Source organism: Defluviitalea raffinosedens, assembly GCF_016908775.1.
GTDB lineage: Bacteria > Bacillota > Clostridia > Lachnospirales > Defluviitaleaceae > Defluviitalea > Defluviitalea raffinosedens.
The window spans coordinates 52,808-75,651 of sequence record NZ_JAFBEP010000005.1 but is presented as its reverse complement, the minus strand read 5'-3'; the positions used below and the strand labels follow the sequence as shown (position 1 = coordinate 75,651).

The 22,844-nt window shown below is 35.4% G+C and carries 21 protein-coding genes; 19 read left to right on the top strand and 2 right to left on the bottom strand.

What is annotated here, in order from left to right; genetic code table 11:
• Window positions 1–8: 8 nt before the first annotated feature.
• A complete protein-coding gene (locus JOD07_RS05735) occupies window positions 9–1,253 on the bottom strand; it encodes an HlyC/CorC family transporter (protein ID WP_158739544.1) in 1,245 nt (414 codons plus the stop codon).
• Between the two features lie 170 nt (window positions 1,254–1,423).
• Entirely contained in the window at window positions 1,424–2,155 is a 732-nt protein-coding gene (locus JOD07_RS05730) for a PilZ domain-containing protein (RefSeq protein ID WP_204612744.1), read from the bottom strand.
• Window positions 2,156–2,305: 150 nt separating this feature from the next.
• Here JOD07_RS05730 and JOD07_RS05725 point away from each other — a divergent pair, with 150 nt between their 5' ends.
• The 19 genes from JOD07_RS05725 to JOD07_RS05635 all read left to right on the top strand — a co-directional run bounded on the left by JOD07_RS05725 (window position 2,306) and on the right by JOD07_RS05635 (window position 22,835).
• Window positions 2,306–2,791 (top strand): FMN-binding protein, encoded by a 486-nt coding sequence (locus JOD07_RS05725; protein ID WP_201800569.1) that lies wholly within the window; start codon window positions 2,306–2,308, stop codon window positions 2,789–2,791.
• A gap of 119 nt (window positions 2,792–2,910) precedes the next feature.
• The gene (locus JOD07_RS05720; protein WP_158739546.1) at window positions 2,911–5,025 is read left to right on the top strand and encodes a sensor domain-containing protein; all 2,115 of its coding nucleotides are present in this window, start codon (window positions 2,911–2,913) and stop codon (window positions 5,023–5,025) included.
• Window positions 5,026–5,125: 100 nt separating this feature from the next.
• On the top strand, window positions 5,126–5,962 hold the full coding sequence (locus JOD07_RS05715) for a DegV family protein (protein ID WP_158739547.1): 837 nt from the start codon (window positions 5,126–5,128) through the stop codon (window positions 5,960–5,962).
• 139 nt (window positions 5,963–6,101) lie between these two features.
• Window positions 6,102–6,725, top strand: coding sequence for a hypothetical protein (locus tag JOD07_RS05710; protein WP_158739548.1), 624 nt, complete (start codon window positions 6,102–6,104; stop codon window positions 6,723–6,725).
• A 109-nt stretch (window positions 6,726–6,834) separates the two neighbouring features.
• Window positions 6,835–7,557 (top strand): LysM peptidoglycan-binding domain-containing protein, encoded by a 723-nt coding sequence (locus JOD07_RS05705; protein WP_158739549.1) that lies wholly within the window; start codon window positions 6,835–6,837, stop codon window positions 7,555–7,557.
• An 18-nt stretch (window positions 7,558–7,575) separates the two neighbouring features.
• A complete protein-coding gene (rho, locus tag JOD07_RS05700; protein ID WP_158739550.1) occupies window positions 7,576–8,949 on the top strand; it encodes a transcription termination factor Rho in 1,374 nt (457 codons plus the stop codon).
• A gap of 129 nt (window positions 8,950–9,078) precedes the next feature.
• Entirely contained in the window at window positions 9,079–9,288 is a 210-nt protein-coding gene (gene rpmE, locus JOD07_RS05695; RefSeq protein ID WP_158739622.1) for a 50S ribosomal protein L31, read from the top strand.
• Window positions 9,289–9,440: 152 nt separating this feature from the next.
• Window positions 9,441–10,358, top strand: a complete 918-nt coding sequence (locus JOD07_RS05690; RefSeq protein WP_158739551.1) for a DUF1385 domain-containing protein — start codon at window positions 9,441–9,443, stop codon at window positions 10,356–10,358.
• The gene (prmC, locus tag JOD07_RS05685; RefSeq protein ID WP_158739552.1) at window positions 10,342–11,202 is read left to right on the top strand and encodes a peptide chain release factor N(5)-glutamine methyltransferase; all 861 of its coding nucleotides are present in this window, start codon (window positions 10,342–10,344) and stop codon (window positions 11,200–11,202) included. The genes JOD07_RS05690 and prmC overlap by 17 nt, the downstream gene beginning before the upstream one ends.
• 10 nt (window positions 11,203–11,212) lie before the next feature.
• Window positions 11,213–12,283 carry a peptide chain release factor 1 gene (gene prfA, locus JOD07_RS05680; protein ID WP_158739553.1) on the top strand — a complete coding sequence of 357 codons (1,071 nt, stop codon included), beginning with the start codon at window positions 11,213–11,215 and terminating at the stop codon, window positions 12,281–12,283.
• A 185-nt stretch (window positions 12,284–12,468) separates the two neighbouring features.
• Window positions 12,469–13,698, top strand: a complete 1,230-nt coding sequence (locus tag JOD07_RS05675; RefSeq protein WP_204612743.1) for a cation:proton antiporter — start codon at window positions 12,469–12,471, stop codon at window positions 13,696–13,698.
• Between the two features lie 38 nt (window positions 13,699–13,736).
• Complete coding sequence (locus tag JOD07_RS05670) at window positions 13,737–14,147, top strand: hypothetical protein (RefSeq protein ID WP_158739555.1); 411 nt, start codon at window positions 13,737–13,739, stop codon at window positions 14,145–14,147.
• A 32-nt stretch (window positions 14,148–14,179) separates the two neighbouring features.
• A complete protein-coding gene (locus tag JOD07_RS05665) occupies window positions 14,180–14,542 on the top strand; it encodes a hypothetical protein (protein ID WP_158739556.1) in 363 nt (120 codons plus the stop codon).
• Window positions 14,543–14,609: 67 nt separating this feature from the next.
• A complete protein-coding gene (locus tag JOD07_RS05660) occupies window positions 14,610–15,353 on the top strand; it encodes a ZIP family metal transporter (RefSeq protein ID WP_204612741.1) in 744 nt (247 codons plus the stop codon).
• Between the two features lie 114 nt (window positions 15,354–15,467).
• Complete coding sequence (locus JOD07_RS05655; protein WP_158739558.1) at window positions 15,468–16,094, top strand: TetR/AcrR family transcriptional regulator; 627 nt, start codon at window positions 15,468–15,470, stop codon at window positions 16,092–16,094.
• Window positions 16,095–16,099: 5 nt separating this feature from the next.
• Window positions 16,100–18,154 (top strand): chemotaxis protein CheA, encoded by a 2,055-nt coding sequence (locus tag JOD07_RS05650; protein ID WP_158739559.1) that lies wholly within the window; start codon window positions 16,100–16,102, stop codon window positions 18,152–18,154.
• A gap of 17 nt (window positions 18,155–18,171) precedes the next feature.
• Complete coding sequence (locus tag JOD07_RS05645; protein ID WP_204612739.1) at window positions 18,172–18,663, top strand: chemotaxis protein CheW; 492 nt, start codon at window positions 18,172–18,174, stop codon at window positions 18,661–18,663.
• A gap of 11 nt (window positions 18,664–18,674) precedes the next feature.
• Window positions 18,675–20,393 carry a methyl-accepting chemotaxis protein gene (locus JOD07_RS05640; protein WP_204612737.1) on the top strand — a complete coding sequence of 573 codons (1,719 nt, stop codon included), beginning with the start codon at window positions 18,675–18,677 and terminating at the stop codon, window positions 20,391–20,393.
• A 90-nt stretch (window positions 20,394–20,483) separates the two neighbouring features.
• Window positions 20,484–22,835 carry an ATP-binding protein gene (locus JOD07_RS05635; RefSeq protein WP_158739562.1) on the top strand — a complete coding sequence of 784 codons (2,352 nt, stop codon included), beginning with the start codon at window positions 20,484–20,486 and terminating at the stop codon, window positions 22,833–22,835.
• Window positions 22,836–22,844 lie beyond the last annotated feature (9 nt).

The window sequence follows — 22,844 nt, the reverse complement described above, 5'->3', positions numbered from 1 at the left end:
CTACTTTTTTAGGTTAAAACTCTTAATTTTTCAATACGGTTTTTGTCAATGTCTTCAACGATAAATTTAATATGATCATATTCCACATTTTCTCCCGGTTCAGGAAGGCGACCAAGAATTCCGATGACGAAACCGCCTATAGAATCAAAGTCTTCAGATTCAATATTTGTACCGATCATTTCATTGAGAAAGTCGATTCTCGTACTTCCGTCAACAATATATTCATCTTCTTTGATCACTTGTATTTCTTCTTCTTTTTCATCATATTCGTCTTCGATATCACCTACGATTTCCTCAACCAGATCTTCCATCGTCACAATACCTGCCGTACCGCCATATTCGTCCAAAACAATGGCCATAGGCGTTCTTTTGGCACGCATTTCAGCAAATAGCTCCGAGGTACCCTTAAATTCATAGGTGAAGAAAGGAGGACGGATGATTTGTTTTAAATCAAATTTATCTTGATTTCCTTCAAAGAAAATCAAGTCTTTTATATATAAAATACCAACAATATTATCGGTATTGTCTTCATATACAGGCATTCTTGAAAATTGCTCTGCCTTAAACAAATCAATAATTTCATCATAAGTTGCATTGATTTCTACAGCAACCATATCTGTTCTTGGAGTCATTACATCTTTTGCCTGGGATTCTCCAAATTCGAAAACATTATAAATCATCTTCTTTTCGTCGCCCTCTAAAACACCCTCTTCATGGCTGACATCCACCATGGTTTTTAACTCCTCTTCTGTTATGAAGGAGTTCTGCTTTTGTGGATCCCCTCCTAATAACTTAATGAGAAAGTTAGTAATAAACATAAGGACAGTTACAATAGGACTTAAGATCACTGTAATGACAGAAATTATTTTAGATACCTTCAGGGCAACTTTTTCTGAATTTTGAACAGCCAATGATTTTGGGGTTATTTCGCCAAAAATTAATACAAGAAGCGTCATAAGCCCCGTTGCTATACCTGCTCCTGCACTTCCAAAACGCTTGATCGCCAGAGAGGTTGCCAAAGCAGAAGCACCTATATTTACAATATTGTTTCCTACTAAGATTGCTCCTAATAATTTACTAGGGTTTTCTATCAACCTGTTAATTATATCTGCCCCTTTAATCTTTTCATCCACCATATGTCGAAGACGTATTTTGCTTAAAGACATCAAAGCGCTTTCAGACGCAGAGAAAAAAGCAGAAAAAGATAAAAGAATTAATAGGGCCAAAGCCTGCCATAGCTCACCAGGTTCCAAATCAAATCACACTCCTAAAAATTTAATCCTACACTGCCTTGCAGCCTTTGAAAGATTATAACATAAAAAATTGATTTTTCATAGTCTTTTACATATTTGCATAAAAAAATGGTGAATGATTATACTTCTTTTAAATGAATTATGGGTTGAATAAGAAGTTGTTATACTTTTTAATATGTGATAATATGCTTATTTTCTTCATTTCTTTTTAATTGGGTATCGAATATAAATTTACGAATGAGATCAGGATGCTTTGGGTTTTCATGTTTAAATTCAATCGCATAAGATTTATTGTAAGTGTTAACGAAGTCATTTAAGTTTTTAGGGATTGAATCATTCATAGAAGCAATAAATTGAATTACGGAAGTCGTTGGAATTATTTCAAAAAATGGAGTTGGAACTTCTTTTAAAACAATTCCTTTTAGATTTTTAACAGGAATAAGAGGGATATCAATAAAGACGTCATTTTCTTTCTCCAGAGTTTGAGATGTAACAATTCCTAGTCCACCTTCACTGATATTATAAAAGATTGCCTCGCTGGATATATCTAAATCGGGAATATACAGAGTGGCCGTACCTAATACCTTAAGACGGAAGTATTTTCTATTTTGGATTTTATTTATGGGAGATAGGACTTTAATATTTGCGACGTTCTTGTGTATGGATGAAATAGTGCCTTGAAAAGAGAAAAGAGAACTTTCTCGAAAAATTTTAATATCATAAGTTTTGTTTAAATAAATATTTGAATCAACATTTTCGAGGATTAATCGTATGACTATTGTCTCCCCGGCTATATTTATTATTGAACCGAATAGATTAAGATCAGGATTATCGGGATCAGATAGTTTTAGAGGCAAATCGAGAAGATACTCTTTTATTTTTTTCAATTTTACTATACTCATATATACCACCCCTCAATGTATTATTGCAACAATATCTTTATTTTAACATAAAATCTAAATTTTGCATATTTGATCCAATTGATCCAATGAATAAAATACTAAATTTTACTTATAATGATTATATAAAATGTAGTAAGAAAGGAAGATCGTATGAAGAAATATATATGTTTATTAATATTTATGGGAATGTTCCTCTCATTATTCGGTTGTGCCAATAATAATACAACAAATAATCAGGGAGGGACAAATGTTACAGATAATGGCGGTACAAGCACAGATAATACGAATACAGAGCCAGATGTTATAGGAGATTTAAAGGATGGGGAATATACTGCCCAAGGAGAAAAAAGAGAACAGGGCAGTGAGGAAGCAACAGTTGTTATTGATGGCGGAAAAATTACCGCTATTACTTTAAGAAGATTGGATGCACAAGGTAATGAAGTTAATTATGACAATTGGACGGGAGAAGAAAAAGATGGAAAAACTTATCCTAATTTAAAGCAATATCGTATTGATATGGCGAATAGGATGATCGAAGCACAAACCTATGATGTGGATACAATTGCAGGAGCTACCCAGAGTTGTGAATCATGGAAATTAGCTGTTAAAAGAGCATTGGAACAAGCAGCCCAATAATGTGTACCTAAAGGTGCACATTTTAATTTTTTATTTTATTCTACAAAAAACATTGTCTTTTGGTAAAGTCGTGTTAAAATGATAAATAGGAGTCGCAGTAAGAGTACAAGGGGGATTCTATGCATAATAATTTTGAGCCAAGAGACAACTTGAATGAAGGAAACCAGTGCTGCAATCAATTGAAACTCTTAATCAACGCCTTTAATGCCCTGGAAATAGCAATTTGTATCATGGACAGAGAAGGGCTTTTTGTATATGTAAACGATGTCTATTGCAGACTTTATGGATATCAACAAGATGAGTTACTGGGACAGCCTTATCATTTGGTTATTCCTCCTGATGAGAGTGATCAATATTGGAATGAACATAATAAATTTATGAAAGAAGACAGCGTCTATTCAGGGGAACGAATTATAAAACAAAAAAACGGAAAAACTATACACGCATTGATTACAATTGTTAAAATTAAAGATGGCATGAATAATTATTATAAATTGATTACTTTAACGGACATTACTGAGAAAATAAAGGCAGAGTTAGAAGTAAAGAAATTCATGATGGCAGTCGGGCAGACAGTAGATTGGGTGATCATAACCAATAAACATGGGATCATCGAATATGCCAACGAGTCTGTTGCAAGAATAACAGGTTATAGTATTGAAGAGATTATAGGAAAGACCCCTTCTATTTGGAAGTCTGATAAATATAATCAGGATTTTTATAAAAATCTGTGGGATACTATTTTATCAGGCAAACCTTATCAAAATGTCATTATAAACAGAAAGAAAAATGGTGAACTCTTTCATTTAAGTCAGAGTATTTCGCCCCTAAAAAGTGAAGACGGAGAGATACTATACTTCGTTTCAACAGGAAAAGATATTACGGAAAGTGTGGTATTAGAAGACAAGCTCTATTATCTTTCTTATTATGATATGATCACAGGTTTGCCGAATCGTACCGAATTTAGTAGAAGAATTACTCAAGCCATAACCAATGCAGAATTAGGAACCAGAAAAGTAGCAATTCTTATTATGGATATCAATAAGTTTATTTTTATTAATGAAACCTTTGGTACCGAAATCGGGGATATGGTGCTTCGAAGCATTGGAAATCAATTATCAAAAGCCATAGGCAAGAAAAATGTAGTTGCCCGTATCGGAGGAGACGAATTTGGAATTATATTAGAAGATATAAAAAGTTCTGAAGATATCTTCGTATATATAGATAAAATTTTTAAATTAATTCAGCAGCCCATTAGAATAGATGAGCAGGAAATAGTGCTTTCTATGTCTATGGGAATTTCTATATATCCTAATGATGGGAAAGATATGAAGCAGCTTTTATCCAAGACAGAAATAGCTCTTTCTTTGGCACGAAGAAGTGAAACGAACACATATATGTTCTATGGAGAACACATGAATTCGGATGCCAAGAATTTTTTATTGATGGAAAATAAACTTTTAAAAGCAATTAAAAATAATGAATTTACCGTTTATTATCAGCCGTATTTTAATTTAAAAACCCATACATTAGCAGGACTTGAAGCGTTAGTGAGATGGGATGATAGAGAAAGTGGCATCATTTCACCGGGGGTTTTTATACCTATTCTCGAAGAAACAGGATTTATCAAGGAAGTGGGCCGTCAGATCATTCAAATCGTATGCCGTCAGCTAAGAGAGTGGATTGATCAAGGCTATCATGTTGTGCCGGTTGCCATTAATCTTTCGCCGGTCCAGTTCAGAAGCAGTACTTTATTGGAAGATATTATGGAAGCAGTAAAAGGATATGATTTAAATCCGAATTTAATTGTATTTGAAATTACGGAATCTACTTTTATGGAAGATATTGCTGCGACCTATGAAGTATTAAAAGAAATGAAACATGCTGGTTTCACTATTTCAATCGATGATTTTGGTACAGGATATTCTTCTTTGAGCTATCTGAAGAAGTTTCCGGTAGACCATTTGAAGATAGATTTATCCTTTATTAGAGACATTACTAAAGATACAGATGATAAAGCTATTGTAAATGCAATTATTTCCATGGCTCATCATCTCAATTTAAAGACTATTGCAGAAGGCATTGAACAAGAAGAGCAGCTTAAGGAGTTATATTCTCTTCAATGTGATATTGGGCAGGGGTATTATTGGAGTAAGCCGGTGCCTGCTCATATCGTAGAATCATTCCTTAAATATGGCCTTCGAAACGATATCACTGATACAGAAGAGTTCTAACAGAATATAACATAAATTTTTACTTTATTTATACTCATAAATTTGCATAATTATGATTCTTGTATTAATATAATAGGATAATAAAAGTAGGAGGTCTATAATGGGGATTAAAATTGTTGCAGACAGTAGTTGTGATTTGACAGCTCAAATGAAAGAAGAAATAAACATTGAAATTGCCCCTTTAACACTTCAATTGGAAGACAAAAAATATGTTGATGATGAGCAATTAGATGTTAGAGAATATGTAAAGGAAATGAGCGAGTGCAAATCTGCACCGAAGACAGCTTGCCCGTCTCCGGAGGAGTTTATGAAAAAGTATGAAGGAGACGATAGTGTATTTGTCGTTACTTTATCTTCGAATCTAAGTGGAACCTATAATAGTGCCGTATTGGCAAAAGAGATGTATTTGGAAGAAGTAGGAAACAAATTCATACATGTATTCGATTCTCTTAGCGCTTCGGTGGGAGAAACACTCATAGCGCTTAAAATCCACGAGTTATCAAAAATTAATCTTGAAGAATCAGAGATTGTACAGAAAGTGAATAAATATATTAAAGAAATGAAGACATTTTTCCTGCTGGAAAGCCTGGATCATTTAGCAAAAGCAGGACGTCTTAGTCCTTTCATTGCAAAGATCGCTTCTGTATTATCTATTAAGCCGATTATGGGTTCAACAGAAGAAGGAACTATCCGACTGGTTCAAAAAGTAAGAGGCTATAAAAAGGCATTTGATAAATTTGTAGATATCATAGGAGAAGAAGGAAAGAATTTCGAAGAGAAAATTTTAGGTATTGCCCATTGCAATTGCTTGGAAAGGGCTTTAAAATTTAAAGAAGAAGTTCTTAAGAAATATAATTTTAAAGATATCATTATTGTAGAAATGAGAGGTTTAAGTTCCACCTATGCAGATGATGGGGGACTTGTCATAGCATTTTAGTATGTCGGGCGAAGGTTTTCGCCCATTATTGTTATTACATATCAAATATCAAAAGCCCTTTGGTTAAAATCCCTATCCCAGTAAAAAGGAATTCTTGTTATTTTGAAGAATTCATTATAAAAGGCAGGTGATAGGGATGATGTTAGGAAAAGAACAGACGATAGTCTTTCAGTGTGCAGCTTGTGGAAGGTTTTGTTTTAATGATTTTTCACTTTTTAATTTTTCAGGTAAAAAAGAAGAATATCTAGGTTGCAAATGTGGAAAAACTTCTATTAGAATTATTTTTAAAGATAGAAAAAAGATCTCTATTTTGGTCCCTTGCTTTTTATGCAGTGAAATACATACCTTTGGCTTTTCTATGGATAATTTCTTTTCCGATTCGTTAAAAACCCTTCAATGTCCCAAAAAAAATATGAAAATTGGATTTATTGGAAAAGACGAGAGTGTCCGAGATGCATTGGATCATCATGAAGATCTGCTCAAGTCTATTCTGGAAGAAATGGGAATCCCTGAATTGTGTAAGAATATCGAAGTATCTATTGAAAGTATTAATTATATACATGATTTGGCTGAATTAGGTAAGATTCATTGTGAATGTGGCAATAATAATGTAGAAATGGATGTACTTACGAATGTAATAAAATTAAGATGTAAACTTTGTGGAAATGAGATGAGCTTATTAACGAGGAACAATGAGGACTTAAAATTTATTCAAGCTCAGACGATTATATATCTTAAAAAAGGTAGGACTATTTTACTATGAGATGAGACTAATTCCAGATATGTATATATTTGTTTTAAGATGGACATATAGTATAGAATAATGTTATATTTTTACTATATTCCAAAGTTAAAAGCAAGGAGATGTACTAATGATGGAAGATAAAGATTATGTTGAAAATGATTATGAGCTTGAAGAACAGGACTATTTTGAACGCGAAGAGCAAAAAAGGATTAAAGAAGAATTGGATGCTTTGCTGAGGGAGACGAATCCTCTTAACCAGGAACGCAGGCTCACGGCAGAAGAATTGGAGAACTTTTATAGCCTTACGGCAAGGCGGAAAAAAAAGAAAAGACATAGCTTGAAAAAAAAGATTATGCGTATTGCAGTGCTAGGAACAGGCGCTTTATTAATCATTATAATAATGTGGGTGACATTCAATTCGATACAATCCTTATTTAATAGCAGAGAAACTGAATTAGCCCAGGCAAGTCAACAACAAATAGAAGAATTAAATACCCAAATTAGTAGTTTAAAAAAAGAAAATCAAGAACTATCCTCTGAAAATTTACGTCTGAAATCAGAAATAGAAGAACTTAAGTCTCAAATCCAGGAACAGTCTTTAATCATTTCCCAAGTATCCTCTAAATCCTCTGAAACTGAATCTTCCCAAACCAATGAAAAAAGTGAAACCACAAGTGCACAGACTACTCAGGTTACATATTATACCGTGCAAGAGGGAGATACTTTATGGAAGATCAGTACAAAGTTATACGGCAATGGACGGTATTACAAAAAGATCATGAATTATAATCATTTGAAAAGCGAAAATGATTTAATAAAAGGCATGAAATTAGAAATACCAAAACTGTAAGCATAAAGGTGGTAAAACATGGATAATGATTGGAGCAGTAAGACCCTTGCGGACTTAAGGGAAATAGCAAAAGAACTAGGAGTAAAAAGTGTTTCAAAATACAAAAAAAGTGAACTTATAGAATTAATAAATGAAATCCATTCAATGAATGAAGTCCGTTCGATGGATGAAGTGAAAGAAAACGAAGACAAGGAAATTGCAGATAAAGGAATTGAAGATAAGGAAGATTCTCAGGATGCAATTAAAGTTCCAACGGGAATTGGACAGTTAGACAGTGGGATCGTTGAAGAAGGCGTATTGGAAGTACTGGCAGATGGATATGGTTTTTTACGTTCTGAAAACTATCTTCCGGGGACTAAAGATATTTATGTTTCTCCTTCTCAAATACGACGATTTAATTTAAAAACAGGAGATTTGGTGAAGGGAAATATACGTATTCCTAAAGAAAATGAAAAATTTAGCGCATTATTGTATGTAAAAGAAGTTAATGGAGATCATCCTGATGTTGCAGCCAAACGTCCCAATTTTGAAGATCTAACACCCATCTACCCTACAGAAAAAATTCGTTTGGAATGTGACCAATTAGAGCTGTCCACGAGACTTATTGATTTAATAGCGCCTATAGGAAAAGGTCAGAGAGGAATGATTGTAGCACCTCCTAAAGCAGGGAAAACAGTGCTTTTAAAAAAGATTGCCAATGCAATCACTAAAAACCATCCGGAAGCCAGACTGATTGTACTTCTCATAGATGAAAGACCCGAAGAAGTAACTGACATGAAGCAATCCATTCAAGGAGAAAATGTTGAAGTCGTTTATTCAACTTTCGACGAACAACCAGAGCATCACAAAAGGGTTGCAGAGATGGTATTGGAAAGGGCTAAAAGGCTGGTAGAACAGAAAAAAGATCTTATTATTTTATTAGACAGCATTACCCGTTTGGCAAGGGCCTATAATCTTACAATTCCTCCCAGTGGCAGGACTTTATCTGGAGGTCTTGATCCTGCTGCACTTCATATGCCTAAAAAATTCTTCGGAGCCGCAAGAAATATTAAGGAAGGCGGTAGTCTCACGATTCTAGGAACAGCTTTAGTAGAAACAGGAAGTAAAATGGATGAAGTGATCTTTGAAGAATTTAAGGGAACAGGAAATATGGAATTGGTTTTAGACAGAAGGCTCTCAGAAAAACGCATCTTTCCAGCTATTGATATTTACAAGTCAGGAACCAGAAGAGAAGAACTGCTTCTTAACCAAAACGAACTGGAAGTGGTTTATGGAATACGCAAAGCCATGAGTCGTATGACTTCTACTGATGTAACAGAAAGTATTATTGATACGCTTATGCATACAAAAAATAATCAGGAGTTTATCAGTATTATTGAGAAAAAATTGTAAATTAAAACTACCCTTGCAACAATGGAAGGTATATGTTATAATACGAATGTTGTCGCTATAGAGATATTATATAGAGAAATAAAACGGATAAAAGTCTAAAGCAGATATTGTGTGAAAGAGGTGAAAAGAATGAAAGCAGATATTCATCCAAATTATGAAGAAGCTACAGTAGTATGTAACTGTGGAAATACTTTTAAAACAGGTTCTGTAAAGAAAGAAATACGTGTAGAAGTTTGTTCCCAATGTCATCCTTTCTATACCGGGAAACAAAAAGCAGCAGCGGCAAAAGGTCGTATTGATAAGTTCAATAAAAGATATGGAATTGGGCAAGAACAGTAAGGGGTTGAGGCGGTTGCACTCAACCCTTTTTTTTAAACAAGGAAAATTGATCCTGCTTGAAAGAATTAAGTTTTTTGTTCAAAAATGCGATAGTTCTGTAAGTTATGAATAGAAGGGTTAATTTGTTAACAATATGACAGGGGGTGAGGGATTTGAAGCGTACAAATGTTGGCGGGCAGGCCGTTATTGAAGGCGTTATGATGAGAGGATCAAAAACTTATACTGTGGCAGTTAGAAAACCGGACCAGGAAATCGTTATGGATAAAAAGCCAGTTACTGCTATTATGACGAAGTATGCTATATTTAAACTTCCTCTTCTTAGAGGTGTTGCAGTGTTTATCGATTCTATGGTGATAGGGATTAAAACATTGGCGTATTCTGCAGAATTTTTTGAAGTGGAAGAGGAAAGCAAACCTTCAAAGGTTGAAGAGTATCTAGAGAAAAAACTTGGGGATAAATTAGAAGATTATTTGATAGGATTTTCAATTGTTGTATCCATTATATTGGGGATTGCTTTATTTATGGTGACACCTCTTTTCTTATCCAGATTATTTAAGAATTTCATTACCAATGTTTGGCTTCAAAATCTCTTAGAAGGTGCTATTAGAATTGCTATTTTTCTTATTTATATTTATTTGATTTCCCAGATGAAGGATATTCAAAGAGTATTTCAATATCATGGTGCAGAGCATAAAACCATAAACTGCCTGGAACATGAAGAAGAGCTAACCGTTGAAAACGTAAAAAAACACAGCCGACTGCATAAGAGTTGTGGAACCAGTTTTCTTCTTGTCGTAATGCTTGTCAGTGTTGCAGTTTTTGCAGTATTTAATATTGAAAGCCCGTTACTTAGGGTGTTGAGCAGAATTATTTTTGTTCCGCTCATTGCAGGGCTTTCCTATGAAGTCATCCGATGGGCAAGGAAATCGGAAACTAAGTTAGCCTGCTGGATTAGTATTCCGGGAATGTGGCTGCAAAAGACATTCACCACCAGAGAACCAGATGATGCACAGATTGAGGTAGCAATCACTGCATTGAAAGGAGTTCTGGAGGATGAAGAAGACAATTGAAAAAGTCCTGGCTGAGGGAAAGGCCCTATTAAAGGATGCTCATATCAGAACATGGGCATTGGATGGGGAAATTCTTCTTTCCCATGTTCTTTCTTTCTCCAGAGTTCAACTTTTTACACATTCAAAGGATGAAATTTCAGAAGAACAGGAAAAAGTTTATAAAGACCTTATTTATAGAAGGCTAAAGGGAACTCCTACTCAGTATTTGACTAATGAACAGGAGTTTATGTCTCTTCCTTTTTATGTCAATAATCATGTTTTAATTCCGAGGCAGGATACAGAAATATTGGTTGAAACGGCATTGGAATTGATCGATCGGAAAAAAGAATTTCAAGTTTTAGATGTTTGTACGGGCTCAGGCTGTATTGGCATAAGTATTGCTTACTATGCTCCATTAAGCCGCGTTATTGGTATAGATATTTCAGAGCCTGCCCTTAATGTGGCAGAACATAATGCAAAGTTGAATCAAGTTAATGACAGGGTTCATTTTATAAAAAGCAATCTTTTTAAAGGAGTTCCTGAAGATTTAAAAGGAACCATTGATATGATTGTATCCAATCCCCCATATATTCCTACAGATGAAATCAAAGGTCTTATGAAAGAAGTGAGTGAATATGAGCCGACAATTGCTTTAGACGGGGGAAAAGATGGATTGGATTTTTATCGGTTCATTGTTAAAGACGGAAAAGAATATCTTAAATCTGGAGGAATTCTTCTTTTTGAAATAGGATATAATCAGGGAGATGAAGTCGCTTGGCTTTTAAAATCCCATGGATTTAATAGTGTTGAAATAAAAAAAGATTTGGCAGGGCTGAACAGAGTAGTTTTTGGAATAAAGGAATAGGGGTGAAAGCATGTTTGACAGATTAGAAGAAATACTAAAAAAATATGAGATTCTTTCAGAAAAAATAAGTGACCCTGAAGTGATCAGCAACCAAAGTGAATGGCAAAAAATGATGAAGGAATACAGCGATTTGCGTCCTTTGGTTGAAAAATATAAAGAATACAAAGCAACGAAAGAAGCGATTGAAGAAGCCAATATGCTTTTAGAAGATAATTTGGAAGAAGACTTTCGTCAGCTGGTGAAAGAAGAACTGGCAGAAAATAAGGACAAAATTGTTAAGATTGAAGAAGAGTTAAAGATCCTTCTTCTTCCTAAAGACCCTAACGATGAGAAGAATGTTATCGTTGAAATTCGTGGAGGAGCAGGAGGAGACGAAGCAGCTCTATTTGCAGGAGATCTTTTTAGAATGTACTCAAGATATGCCGAAAGAAAACGCTGGAAAGTAGAAATTATGGACAGCAATGAAATCGGCATTGGAGGCTTTAAAGAAATTGTATTTATGATTCAGGGAAGCGGTGCTTATTCAAGGCTCAAATATGAAAGTGGAGTACATCGTGTTCAACGTATTCCAGTTACAGAGTCTGGAGGAAGAATTCACACATCTACGGTTACCGTTGCGGTGCTTCCGGAAGCTGAAGAAGTTGACGTTGAATTGGATATGAACGATATTCGGGTGGATGTTTTCCGTTCTTCAGGAAATGGTGGACAAAGTGTTAACACGACAGATTCCGCTGTACGAATCACTCATATGCCTACGGGAATCGTTGTAAGTTGTCAGGATGAAAAATCCCAGCTAAAAAATAAAGAAAAAGCTCTAAAAGTTCTTAGGGCAAAATTATATGAAATAGAGCTGGAAAAACAACAGAAGGAATTGGCAGCAGCAAGAAAAAGCCAAGTGGGAACAGGAAACAGAAATGAAAGAATCCGTACTTATAATTTCCCTCAAGGAAGAGTAACAGATCATAGAATAGGTTTGACCCTTCACAGATTAGATGATATTCTGGACGGGGACTTAGATGAGGTTATTGAGAATCTTATTACAGTTGACCAAACAGAAAAGCTTAAAAATGAAGTTCAATAAACGACGCCTGGGCAAGACGCCTGGGCATTTTTATATTCTTTAATTCTGGATACTGTATACCGAGTTTGAATAGGATTAATTTTTATAATATAATTTTATTATCCATATTTAATAATATAATTTCTAAGGTGTAAAACCTATAATGTACAGGCGATAATGAAATTAATATTTTAGGAGGAATGATCATGGGTGGTATAGAATCTCTTTTACAAGGATTGGAAGAAAAGAAGTTCCTTTTGGATTTGGTACTTCTTTTAAGTGCTGCTTCCATAGGAGGATGGCTTTCAAGTCTCATCAAAATGCCTAAGGTATTAGGACAAATTCTTTTAGGAATTATTTTAGGACCGACTGTATTAGGATGGCTTAATGGACAAAATGAAATGATTCATACGATGTCTGAAATCGGAGTTATATTCCTGATGTTTTTAGCAGGGTTGGAAACGGATATTAATGAATTAAAGTCTTCTGGTAAGGGTGCTTCTCTTATTGCTGTCGGAGGTGTTATTTTTCCTTTATTTTTTGGAACGATCATTCCATATGTTTTCTTTAAAGAATATCTGCCTGGAGGTGATGGACATCAGCAATTACTTTTTGCTCTTTACATAGGAACCATTTTAACAGCTACTTCTGTTAGTATTTCGGTATCAGTATTAAGAGATATGAAAAAGCTGAACAGCAAAGAGGGAGTTTCTATACTGGGAGCAGCGATTATAGACGATGTACTGGGCATTGTCTTACTGGCGGTTATTACAGGGATGGCTAATCCATCGGGAAATGGCAATATCATTGGGTTAATCATTAGAATTGTATCTTTCTTTATATTATCTTTTATCATTGGAGTCATTATATCCAAATTAATTACTTCTTTTGCTATGGATTCGGCCTGGAGTGAGAGAATTATTGTTTTTGCCATTATTTTGTGTTTTCTGTTTGCATTTATGGCTGAAGTCTTTAAGATTGCTGCGATTACAGGTGCATATGTAGTTGGAGTTATTTTTTCTACAACTCCTTATCAACGCAAGATCACTAATAGGATTCAGGTACTGGCATATTCTTTATTCACACCGATTTTTTTTGTGAGCATTGGGTTAAAAGTAGCGATTACATCAGAAATTTTAAAGTATTGGAAATATGCAATTGTGGTTGTGCTTATTGCCGTATTTGGAAAAATCATAGGATGTGGATTGGGAGCTTTATTATCCAAATTTAAATTAAGACAGGCATTACAAATAGGTGTTGGTATGATTGCAAGAGCAGAAGTAGCGTTGATTATTGCCAGTCAAGGTGTTGCCGCTAAAGTGATCACAGATGCTACCTTTACAAGCATCGTTCTTTTAGTTGTCATTTCTACTTTAGTGACGCCTCCTCTTCTAAAGTATGCCTTCAGTAATGAGAAGGCCCAGGAAACTGTTTAGGTTTAATAAAATACTTATAATAAAGGAGAAGATACACTATGTATGCATTATTTATTGTATTAAATGAAGTGGAATATCTTCCTGATATACTGTATAAAATACGACAGCTAGGCATTAGAGGTGCAACCGTGATTGACAGTATGGGGTCCAGAGCCATTGAAGAAAAATCCAGATATGATATCCCGTTGATTGGTGGATTTATGAAATCTTTAGAGGGAGGTACACAAAGTAATAAAACGATTTTTTCGGTTATTGAAAGAGAAGAGCAAGTGGAGCTCGTTATGGAGTATGTGGAAAGAATTCTTGGAGGAGATATGCAAAAGCCGAATAAAGGTATTATGTTCGTATTGCCGGTGACCCATATGCGGGGAGGAGAACTTCAGAGACATATTGAAAGCAGGGAAAAGAAAAAGATTTTGGATAAAGAATTAAAAAGCGAATATTATTAAAATTTTTCGTCAATGGATAAAGGGGCGATTGAATGGAACCAAAAGGATATGTCCTTTTTATAGTATTAAGTAATGCCAAAAATTTAAAAACGGTATTAAAGTGTCTAAAAAGCTTCAATATTACAGGGGCTACTGTTATGGATTCGGTAGGCTCTGCAAATTTATACAGCATGGATGATATTTATATTCCTATGATTGCAAGTTCAATGAGAAATCTGGATTATAGCAGTACACATGGAAAGACTGTATTTTCTGTCATTAAGGACGAGGATACGGTACTGAAAGTGATGGATAAAATAGAACATGCATTAAATATAGACATAAAAAATCTTGGGAAAGGTATTATGTTTACTGTCCCTATTTATTCAATGAAGGGACTTATAGAACACCAATAACTTTATTCTATTTGAATAAATCACCCCATAAGATAATTAAGAGAACTGTATCTTATGGGGTGATTTTATGTTTTCGGCAGCCTCCAGTTTCGGATTAGGGTACATGACTGGATTTATGGGTATTTTAACAGGAATCCTATTATCCTTTCTCACTTCTAAAAAGGGAAAGCGATTTCAGGGAACCATTATGGGATTTACAGCCGGACTGATGATTGCTACTGTTTGCTTTGATCTTTTTCCGGAAGCTTTTTCGCGTGGAGGATTATATATTGGAATTATTGGAGTTTCTTTAGGCGTTCTCTTAACAGTAAAATTGGACAATATACTTGATGCCTATATGAAGAAAATTAAGCATTTCAAAGGTTCCCAATATCTTAAAACAGGATTATTGATGGCTTTGGGCATCTCGATTCACAATATACCAGAAGGTATTGCCATAGGTGCATTGGCTCAAAGTTCGATTGATGCCGGTATTAGACTTGCCTTGATAGTTGCCCTTCACTGTATACCGGAAGGAATTGCCATCGCTATTCCTTTAAAAGAAGCAGGTATAAAAAAGAAAGTTATCGCTTATTATGCCTTTATTTTTGCTCTGCCTATGGAATTGGGAAGTATTATAGGTTATTTAATCAGTGGAATATCCATACTTTTTGTTACGCTTTCATTGGGATTTGCAGGAGGGATTATACTTTATGTAACTTGCGGGGAGATCCTTCCCGAATCAAAGGAAATGTGGGGAGGACGATTATCTACCATTGGAACGATGATTGGTATCATTCTGGGGATTACAGTTGCTTCACACTTAGGATAAATTCAGTCTTAAATCGATATTTGTAGATAAAATTCAATAAATATTGACAAGACAGAATATTTATCGTATAATTTTACCAATATAGTAAGTCAGAACTCACTGGGGTGGTAAAAAATGGGTTCGAATTTAACTCACAGAAGAGAAAGCATTATATTAAATGCCATTGAACTTATTCATGAATTTGGCATTCATTCAGTTTCTACTAAGGAAATTGCGAGGAGATTAGAACTTTCCGAAAGTACTGTTTTCAAATATTTTCCCAAGAAAAATGATATATTTCTGGCTGTCTTAGAACAGTTTTCAGTATATGATAAAGATCTATTCTTCACTTCTATAGAAAAATCAAAGAAAAGCTCGCCCAGAGAAGCCATTATATTCTATATAGATTCCTATGCTTCATATTATGAAAATTATCCTCAAATAACTGCTCTTATGCAAGCTTACGAACTTTTCCGCGGCATCCCCGAACTGGAAACTAAAGCTAGAGACATTTCTTTAAGTCGTTTAGAGAATATACAGGAACTTATTAAAATAGCCCAGGAATCGAATATTATAAAAAATGATATAGATGCGGAAATACTGGCAGATATAATCTATTCAACATTTATAGGACTTTGTTTTAAGTGGAGGATAAAAGGGTTCAGATTTTCTCTGAGGAATGAAATGAGACAAATAACCCAGTTATTGCTGGATGTTTTTGGTGATAAAAAGAATGATTATGTATATAATGCCAGGGGGTGATACCTATGTCTGAACTGTATGCCAATGAGCCAATGCTTGAGATGTATATTTTTGAAACTACTCAAAATATCGAACAGTTGGAGACAATTATTCTTTTATGCGAGCAAACCAATTCTTATAGTCAAGAATCTGTTAATGAAATTTTTCGTATAATGCACACCATTAAAGGATCTTCAGCAATGATGCTTTTCAACAATATATCCACTCTTGCCCATTCTATGGAAGATTTGTTCTATTATATTCGTGAAGAAAAGCCCAAAGACATAGATTATTCTGTTGTTTCAGACCTGGTGCTGGAGGGTATAGATTTTATAAAAATTGAGCTTCAAAAAATAAAAGACGGACAGGAAGTGGATGGAGACTGTTCTCAACTGATTAATACGATCAAAGAATTCCTCTCTTTGATCAAACAACAAAATCCTTCGGAGATTCAGCCTAAAAAACCCGAAACGACTGAAAAGCAGCAGTATTATATCCCACCGGATAAGTCCAGTAAAGTTTTAAATGGGAATTGCTTTAAGGCAACTGTATTTTTTGAAGATGGCTGTGAAATGGAGAACATCAGGGCATACACCATCGTACACCATCTAAAAGAATTGACATCTGAAGTTTATTATATTCCAGAAGATATCATGGAAAATGACCATACTGCGGAAGTGATTAAAAAGCAGGGCTTCCAGGTTTATGTAAGGACAGATCAATCCTATGAAGAAATCCATAAGTTACTCATGCAGACCATGTTTCTTAAGGATTTAGAGTTGATTCAGCTGGAAAATGACGAAGAATTTAACCAATTCGTTAAACCTCCTAAAAGAAATGTGGAAGAAAGCCCTATAAAGGTTCCGAAGATTCAAACTCAGGAGACATCCTCTGTATCTGTTAGTCAGACGATGATCAGTGTGAATGTAGAAAAGCTGGATAAACTCATGGATTTGGTAGGAGAAATGGTAATTGCAGAAGCAATGGTGGTGCAAAATCCAGATTTAGCAGGACTGGAACTTAACAATTTTCAAAAAGCTGCAAGACAGCTCCATAAGATTACCAGTGAAATTCAGGATATGGTGATGTCCATTCGAATGGTTCCTCTTTCTACTACTTTCCATAAAATGCACAGGATTGTCAGGGATATGACCAAGAAACTTAATAAGGAAGTACAGCTTAAACTTGTAGGAGAAGAAACAGAAGTAGACAAAAACATCATCGAACATATTTCAGACCCGATCATGCATTTAATTCGAAATGCCATTGACCATGGAATAGAGAGTGGAGAGGAAAGGGAAGCTATAGGGAAGCCCAGAGTTGGAACCCTTATTTTAGAAGCTAAAAATGCAGGAGGAGACGTCCTGGTCATTGTAAAAGATGATGGAAGAGGACTTAATAAAGCAAAGATATTGCAAAGAGCAAGAGAAAATAATCTGCTTACAAAACCAGAAAGTGAAATGAGTGACAAAGAAATTTATGAGCTGATTTTGCTTCCGGGATTTTCAACCAAAGACAGTATATCCGAATTTTCCGGAAGAGGCGTTGGAATGGATGTGGTATTAAAGAATCTGGAAAATATCGGAGGATCTGTAGCGGTAGAAAGTGTTGAGGGAAAAGGCACGACGATTACGTTAAAAATTCCACTGACCTTGGCAATCGTTGATGGAATGACGATAAAAGTCGGAAACGCTCGGTATACAATTCCTACTGTATCCATAAAAGAATCTTTTAGACCTAAGGAAACAGATATTATTAAAGATCCAGACGGCAATGAAATGATTATGGTGAGGGGAGAATGTTATTCTATTCTCCGTTTGCATGAGTATTTTGGAGTGGATACAGAGATTAAAGATTTTACAGAGGGAATTCTCATCATGGTAGAACAGGGAAACAAGGCCCTTTGCCTTTTTGCAGATCAGATGCTGGGACAACAGCAAGTTGTTGTTAAAGCCTTACCTGCCTATATAAAAAATATGAAAAAAATAGAGGGATTGGCGGGCTGTACTTTGCTGGGAGATGGAAGCATCAGTTTGATTTTGGATGTAGCTGAGCTTATTCATATCAATAGTTCTGTTTAAGTTACCAGGGTGGCTATATGGACCAAGTGGCAGCACAAGAATTACAGGGACAGGAAGAAGACACTCAGAAAGGTAAATATCCCATTTTTGTCCTTGAAAATGAAAATTATGGGCTTGAGATCAGGTATGTGACAGAAATCATAGGCATACAACTCATAACGGAAGTACCTGAACTACCTGAGTATATTAGGGGGATTATTAACTTACGAGGGAAAATCATTCCTGTAATGGACGTAAGATTACGGTTTAAGAAACATTTTAAAGAATACAATGACAGAACCTGTGTCATCGTTATAGACATAAGAGATGTATCCATCGGATTAATCGTAGACAGTGTATCGGAGGTTCTTACTATTAATAAAGATGAAATTGCAGCCCCCCCTGATATGAGTAAAGGAGGGAACAAATATTTAAAAGGCATTGGTAAGGTTAGAAACGAAGTAAAACTATTATTAGATTGCGATAAATTACTCAATGAAGAAGAAACGAAGAATTTATCAGAAATCTAGGGGGGATCTATATGAAATGGTTTCATAATATGAAAATATCTGCAAAACTCATTACAACTTTTGTGATTGTTGCATTTATTGCCGGAATAGTAGGATTTATTGGTATAATAAATATAAAGCAAATGGACCGTAATGATAATACATTATATGAAAATATGACTGTACCTCTGTCTGAAGTTGGGCAAATGTCAATTGTTTTTCAGAAAATTCGTGTTAATATTAGGAATATGGTTTTAGAAGATGATCTGGATGAAATCAATTCAACTTATAAGACGGTTGAAACGTATCTTTCAGAACTCCATACACTGGCTGCCAGCTTTGAAAAGACCATTTTGGCGGATAGAACCAGAAATGAATTTAATAATTATTTAAGTAATATGTCTGAATTTGAGTCTCAGTTAGAAACACTTGTGGCTTTGTGTAAAAGTAATAAAGACGAAGAAGCCTTATTATATATGAAACAAGGTATGACTGCAGTTGCCGATGCAATACAGTCAAACTTAGACAATCTGGTTCAAATAAAAATTGAAGACGCTCAGACAAAAGCTGATGAGAATACTCGTCTTGCAAATTCGGCAACTCTTTTGATGATTTTCATTGTCCTTGGAGGCGTTATCATATCTGTTATTCTTGGATTAAGTGTATCCCATATTATCAGTACTCCAATAAGACAATTGGCTGACACTGCTGAAAGAATTGCTGATGGGGATTTAAACGTAGAATTGGATATATATAGCAGAGATGAAATCGGAAACCTGGCAGTATCTTTCAGAAAAATGTCGGATAATCTTAATGAGATTATGACCAATATAACTTTTGCAGCGGATCAGGTTGCCACCGGTTCAAAGCAATTGTCGGATTCCAGTATAATGTTGTCTCAGGGGGCGACAGAGCAGGCCAGTTCCATTGAGGAATTGACTGCATCCCTTGAAGAAATTTCTTCGCAAGTAAGGCAAAATGCGGAGAATGCAAAACAAGCCAATGATTTGGCAGATACAGCACAAACAAATGCCGCACAAGGAAAAGATCAAATGAATGAAATGCTGAAAGCTATGGAAGAAATCAATAGTGCATCCAATAATATATCCAAAATTATTAAAGTGATCGATGATATAGCATTCCAAACCAATATACTGGCCCTTAATGCTGCAGTAGAGGCGGCAAGAGCAGGACAGCACGGAAAAGGTTTTGCAGTTGTTGCGGAGGAAGTGAGAAACTTGGCAGCCCGATCAGCCAATGCAGCAAAAGAGACAACAGCCATGATAGAAGGTTCTATTAAGAAGGTTGAAACAGGGACAAAGATTGCCAATGAAACGGCTGAGGCATTAAACAATATTGTTCAGCGTATTTCAAAGGTAGCCAATCTTATAGGAGATATTGCTACTGCCTCCAGTGAACAGGCCAATGGCATCGCTCAAATCAACCAGGGAATTATGCAGATCTCACAAGTGGTTCAGACGAATTCGGCTACCTCTGAGGAGAGTGCCGCTGCCAGTGAAGAATTGGCAAGTCAGGCTGATATGTTAAGAAAGCAGGTTACAAAATTTAAATTAAAGCATTCTGGCACCTTAAAGCGTTCTAATAAGAATGTCGCTACAGACTTTTATAATGGGACAAACAGAGAAGAACGGTTGAAAAAATCATCTGTTGAAAAAGATTTATATGGAGAAGGGACTGCTGCCACTACTGGAAAGATCATTCTGAATGATTCTGAATTTGGGAAATATTAATGGATCATTGAATAAAGTATCCGGCTGATATGGAGAGAATCATTTGATTCTCTCCATATGTTAAATAAAAGGAGTAGAGAGGATTAAAATATGAATATGAATCCGATGGTAAGAGAAGATCATGAATTTCTGACAGCAGCTTTGGCAAGCATTGGAGACGGTTTAATCATTACCAATACGGAAGGGGATATACTTTACATCAATCAGGTTACTACCCAAATTACTGGTTGGAATGCAGAAGAAGCCTATAAAATCAATATAAGAGATGTATTTAAAATCGTTAACATGTATACCAATGAAATATTAAAAAATCCTGTTGAACGAGTCCTGGAAACAAAAAGTACCGTTGGACTTCAAAACAATTCCGCTCTGATTACCAAAGATGGAAGTAAAAAATTTATTTCAGCCAGTTGTTCGCCTATCCAATCCTCCTGCGGAAAAATCCAGGGGGTTATTATCGTCTTTAGGGAGATTCATCGGATCAAACAGATGGAAGTAGAGCTAAGACTCGAAAAAGATAATTTGAAGACTCTGTTTGAATTCATTCCTATGGGGGTCATTCTTGTTGATAAAACCAAAGAGATTAAGCAGGTGAACAGAGCTTTTTTAAGTATGGTGGGTCTGGAAAACATAAATCTTATAGGGCAAAAATTGGGAAATGGAGTATGTTGCCTTGGAATCTATCATCAAAAATGTGGTTTGGACGGAAGTTGCACATCTTGCCTAATCAGCGAAAGTATCAATAAAGTCTTCGAATCAGGTGCCTCGTGTAATGATATCGTTATTTCTCAAGTAAATTTTGAGAATGGACAAGAGGTTAAGTCCTGGTATCGTATCAGCTTTCTGCCAATATTTCTTTCTATGGAGGACCATGTAATGATTGCCATAGAAGACATTACAAAAGACAAAAGGCATTCTGAAGATTTAAGAAAGGCGAAAGATGAGGCAGAAGCAGCTAACAGAGCCAAGAGCGAATTCCTTGCCAATATGAGTCATGAAATACGAACGCCAGTGAATGGTATCGTAGGAATGATTGACTTGACATTGCTTACAGATCTTAACGAGGAACAGAGAGAAAACCTCAATACTGCAAAGATATGTGCGAAATCTCTTCTTAATATCATTAATGATATTCTGGATTTTTCCAAAATGGAGGCTGGGAAACTTAAAATTCATAAGGTTAATTTTAATATTCAGAACCTGATCGAAAAAACAGTAAAAAGCCATATAATCAACGCGGATGAGAAAGGGCTAGAACTGACTTATTCCTTTTCTTCCAATGTACCTTCATATTTAATTGGAGATCCCGACAGACTTCAGCAAGTACTGAACAATTTAATCAGTAATGCGGTAAAATTTACTGAAAAAGGCAAAGTATCCATTGATATAACCACTACAGCTTTTTCAAGTGAAAGTATAGAGCTTAAATTTTCTGTTTCTGATACGGGAATAGGGATTCCTAAAAGTGCTATGGCTAAACTTTTTAAGAGTTTTAGCCAGATTGATGGGTCTTATACCAGAAAATATAAAGGAACAGGTTTAGGGCTTGCAATCAGCAGACAACTGGTTGAACTGATGGGGGGGAAAATATGGGTTGAAAGTGAAGAAGGTAAGGGCAGTATTTTTTACTTTACGATTCCTTTTAAGATAGGGAATACGAAGGAAGAAAAAACAGTGGAGCAGGCAGTTATCCATAAAACAGACAGGACTTTAAATATTCTGTTAGCGGAAGATGATTATATCAACCAGATTGTCATTTCTCGCATGCTGGAGAAAAAAGGTCACTTTGTAGATGCTGTGAACAATGGATTAGAAGCTGTAGATGCCCATAAAAGCAAAAAATACGATGTGATCCTCATGGATATACAGATGCCTGTAATGGATGGCCTTGAAGCATCAAATCTTATCCGGGAAAGAGACGGTGCCCATATGCATACTCCAATTATTGCGCTTACTGCTTTTGCCTTGCAGGGGGATAAAGAACGTTTCATTAATTTAGGAATGGATGCATATATTGCAAAGCCTGTTAAGATGGAGGAGCTATTTAGTACCATTGAGTATGTGTTGGAGACAAAACATCAGGAACGTAATTCTAAAGAAGTTACTTTTAATGATATTCCTAAGCTTAATGAAGATGGAGAATTGATCTTTATTCACCCCTCAGAATTAAAATCTCCGGAAGTTTTAACCGCGATCATCCATGAAGCTGAAGAAATGATGAAAATGCTTTTTATAAGCCTGGAAGATAATGACTTAGACCAGGCAGAAGCAATTGCTCATAATCTTAAAGAATTTTTTAACCAGCATGATGTGGATGAACTTAAAAATCAGGCATTTAAAATAGAGTTGGCAGCAAGAAGGGGAGATTTTAAAGCTGCTGTAGAGAATTCTATGGAATTAAGCTTCGGCCTTGAAACTTATAAAAAGTCCGCGAATTTTTAGGAGGGAGAA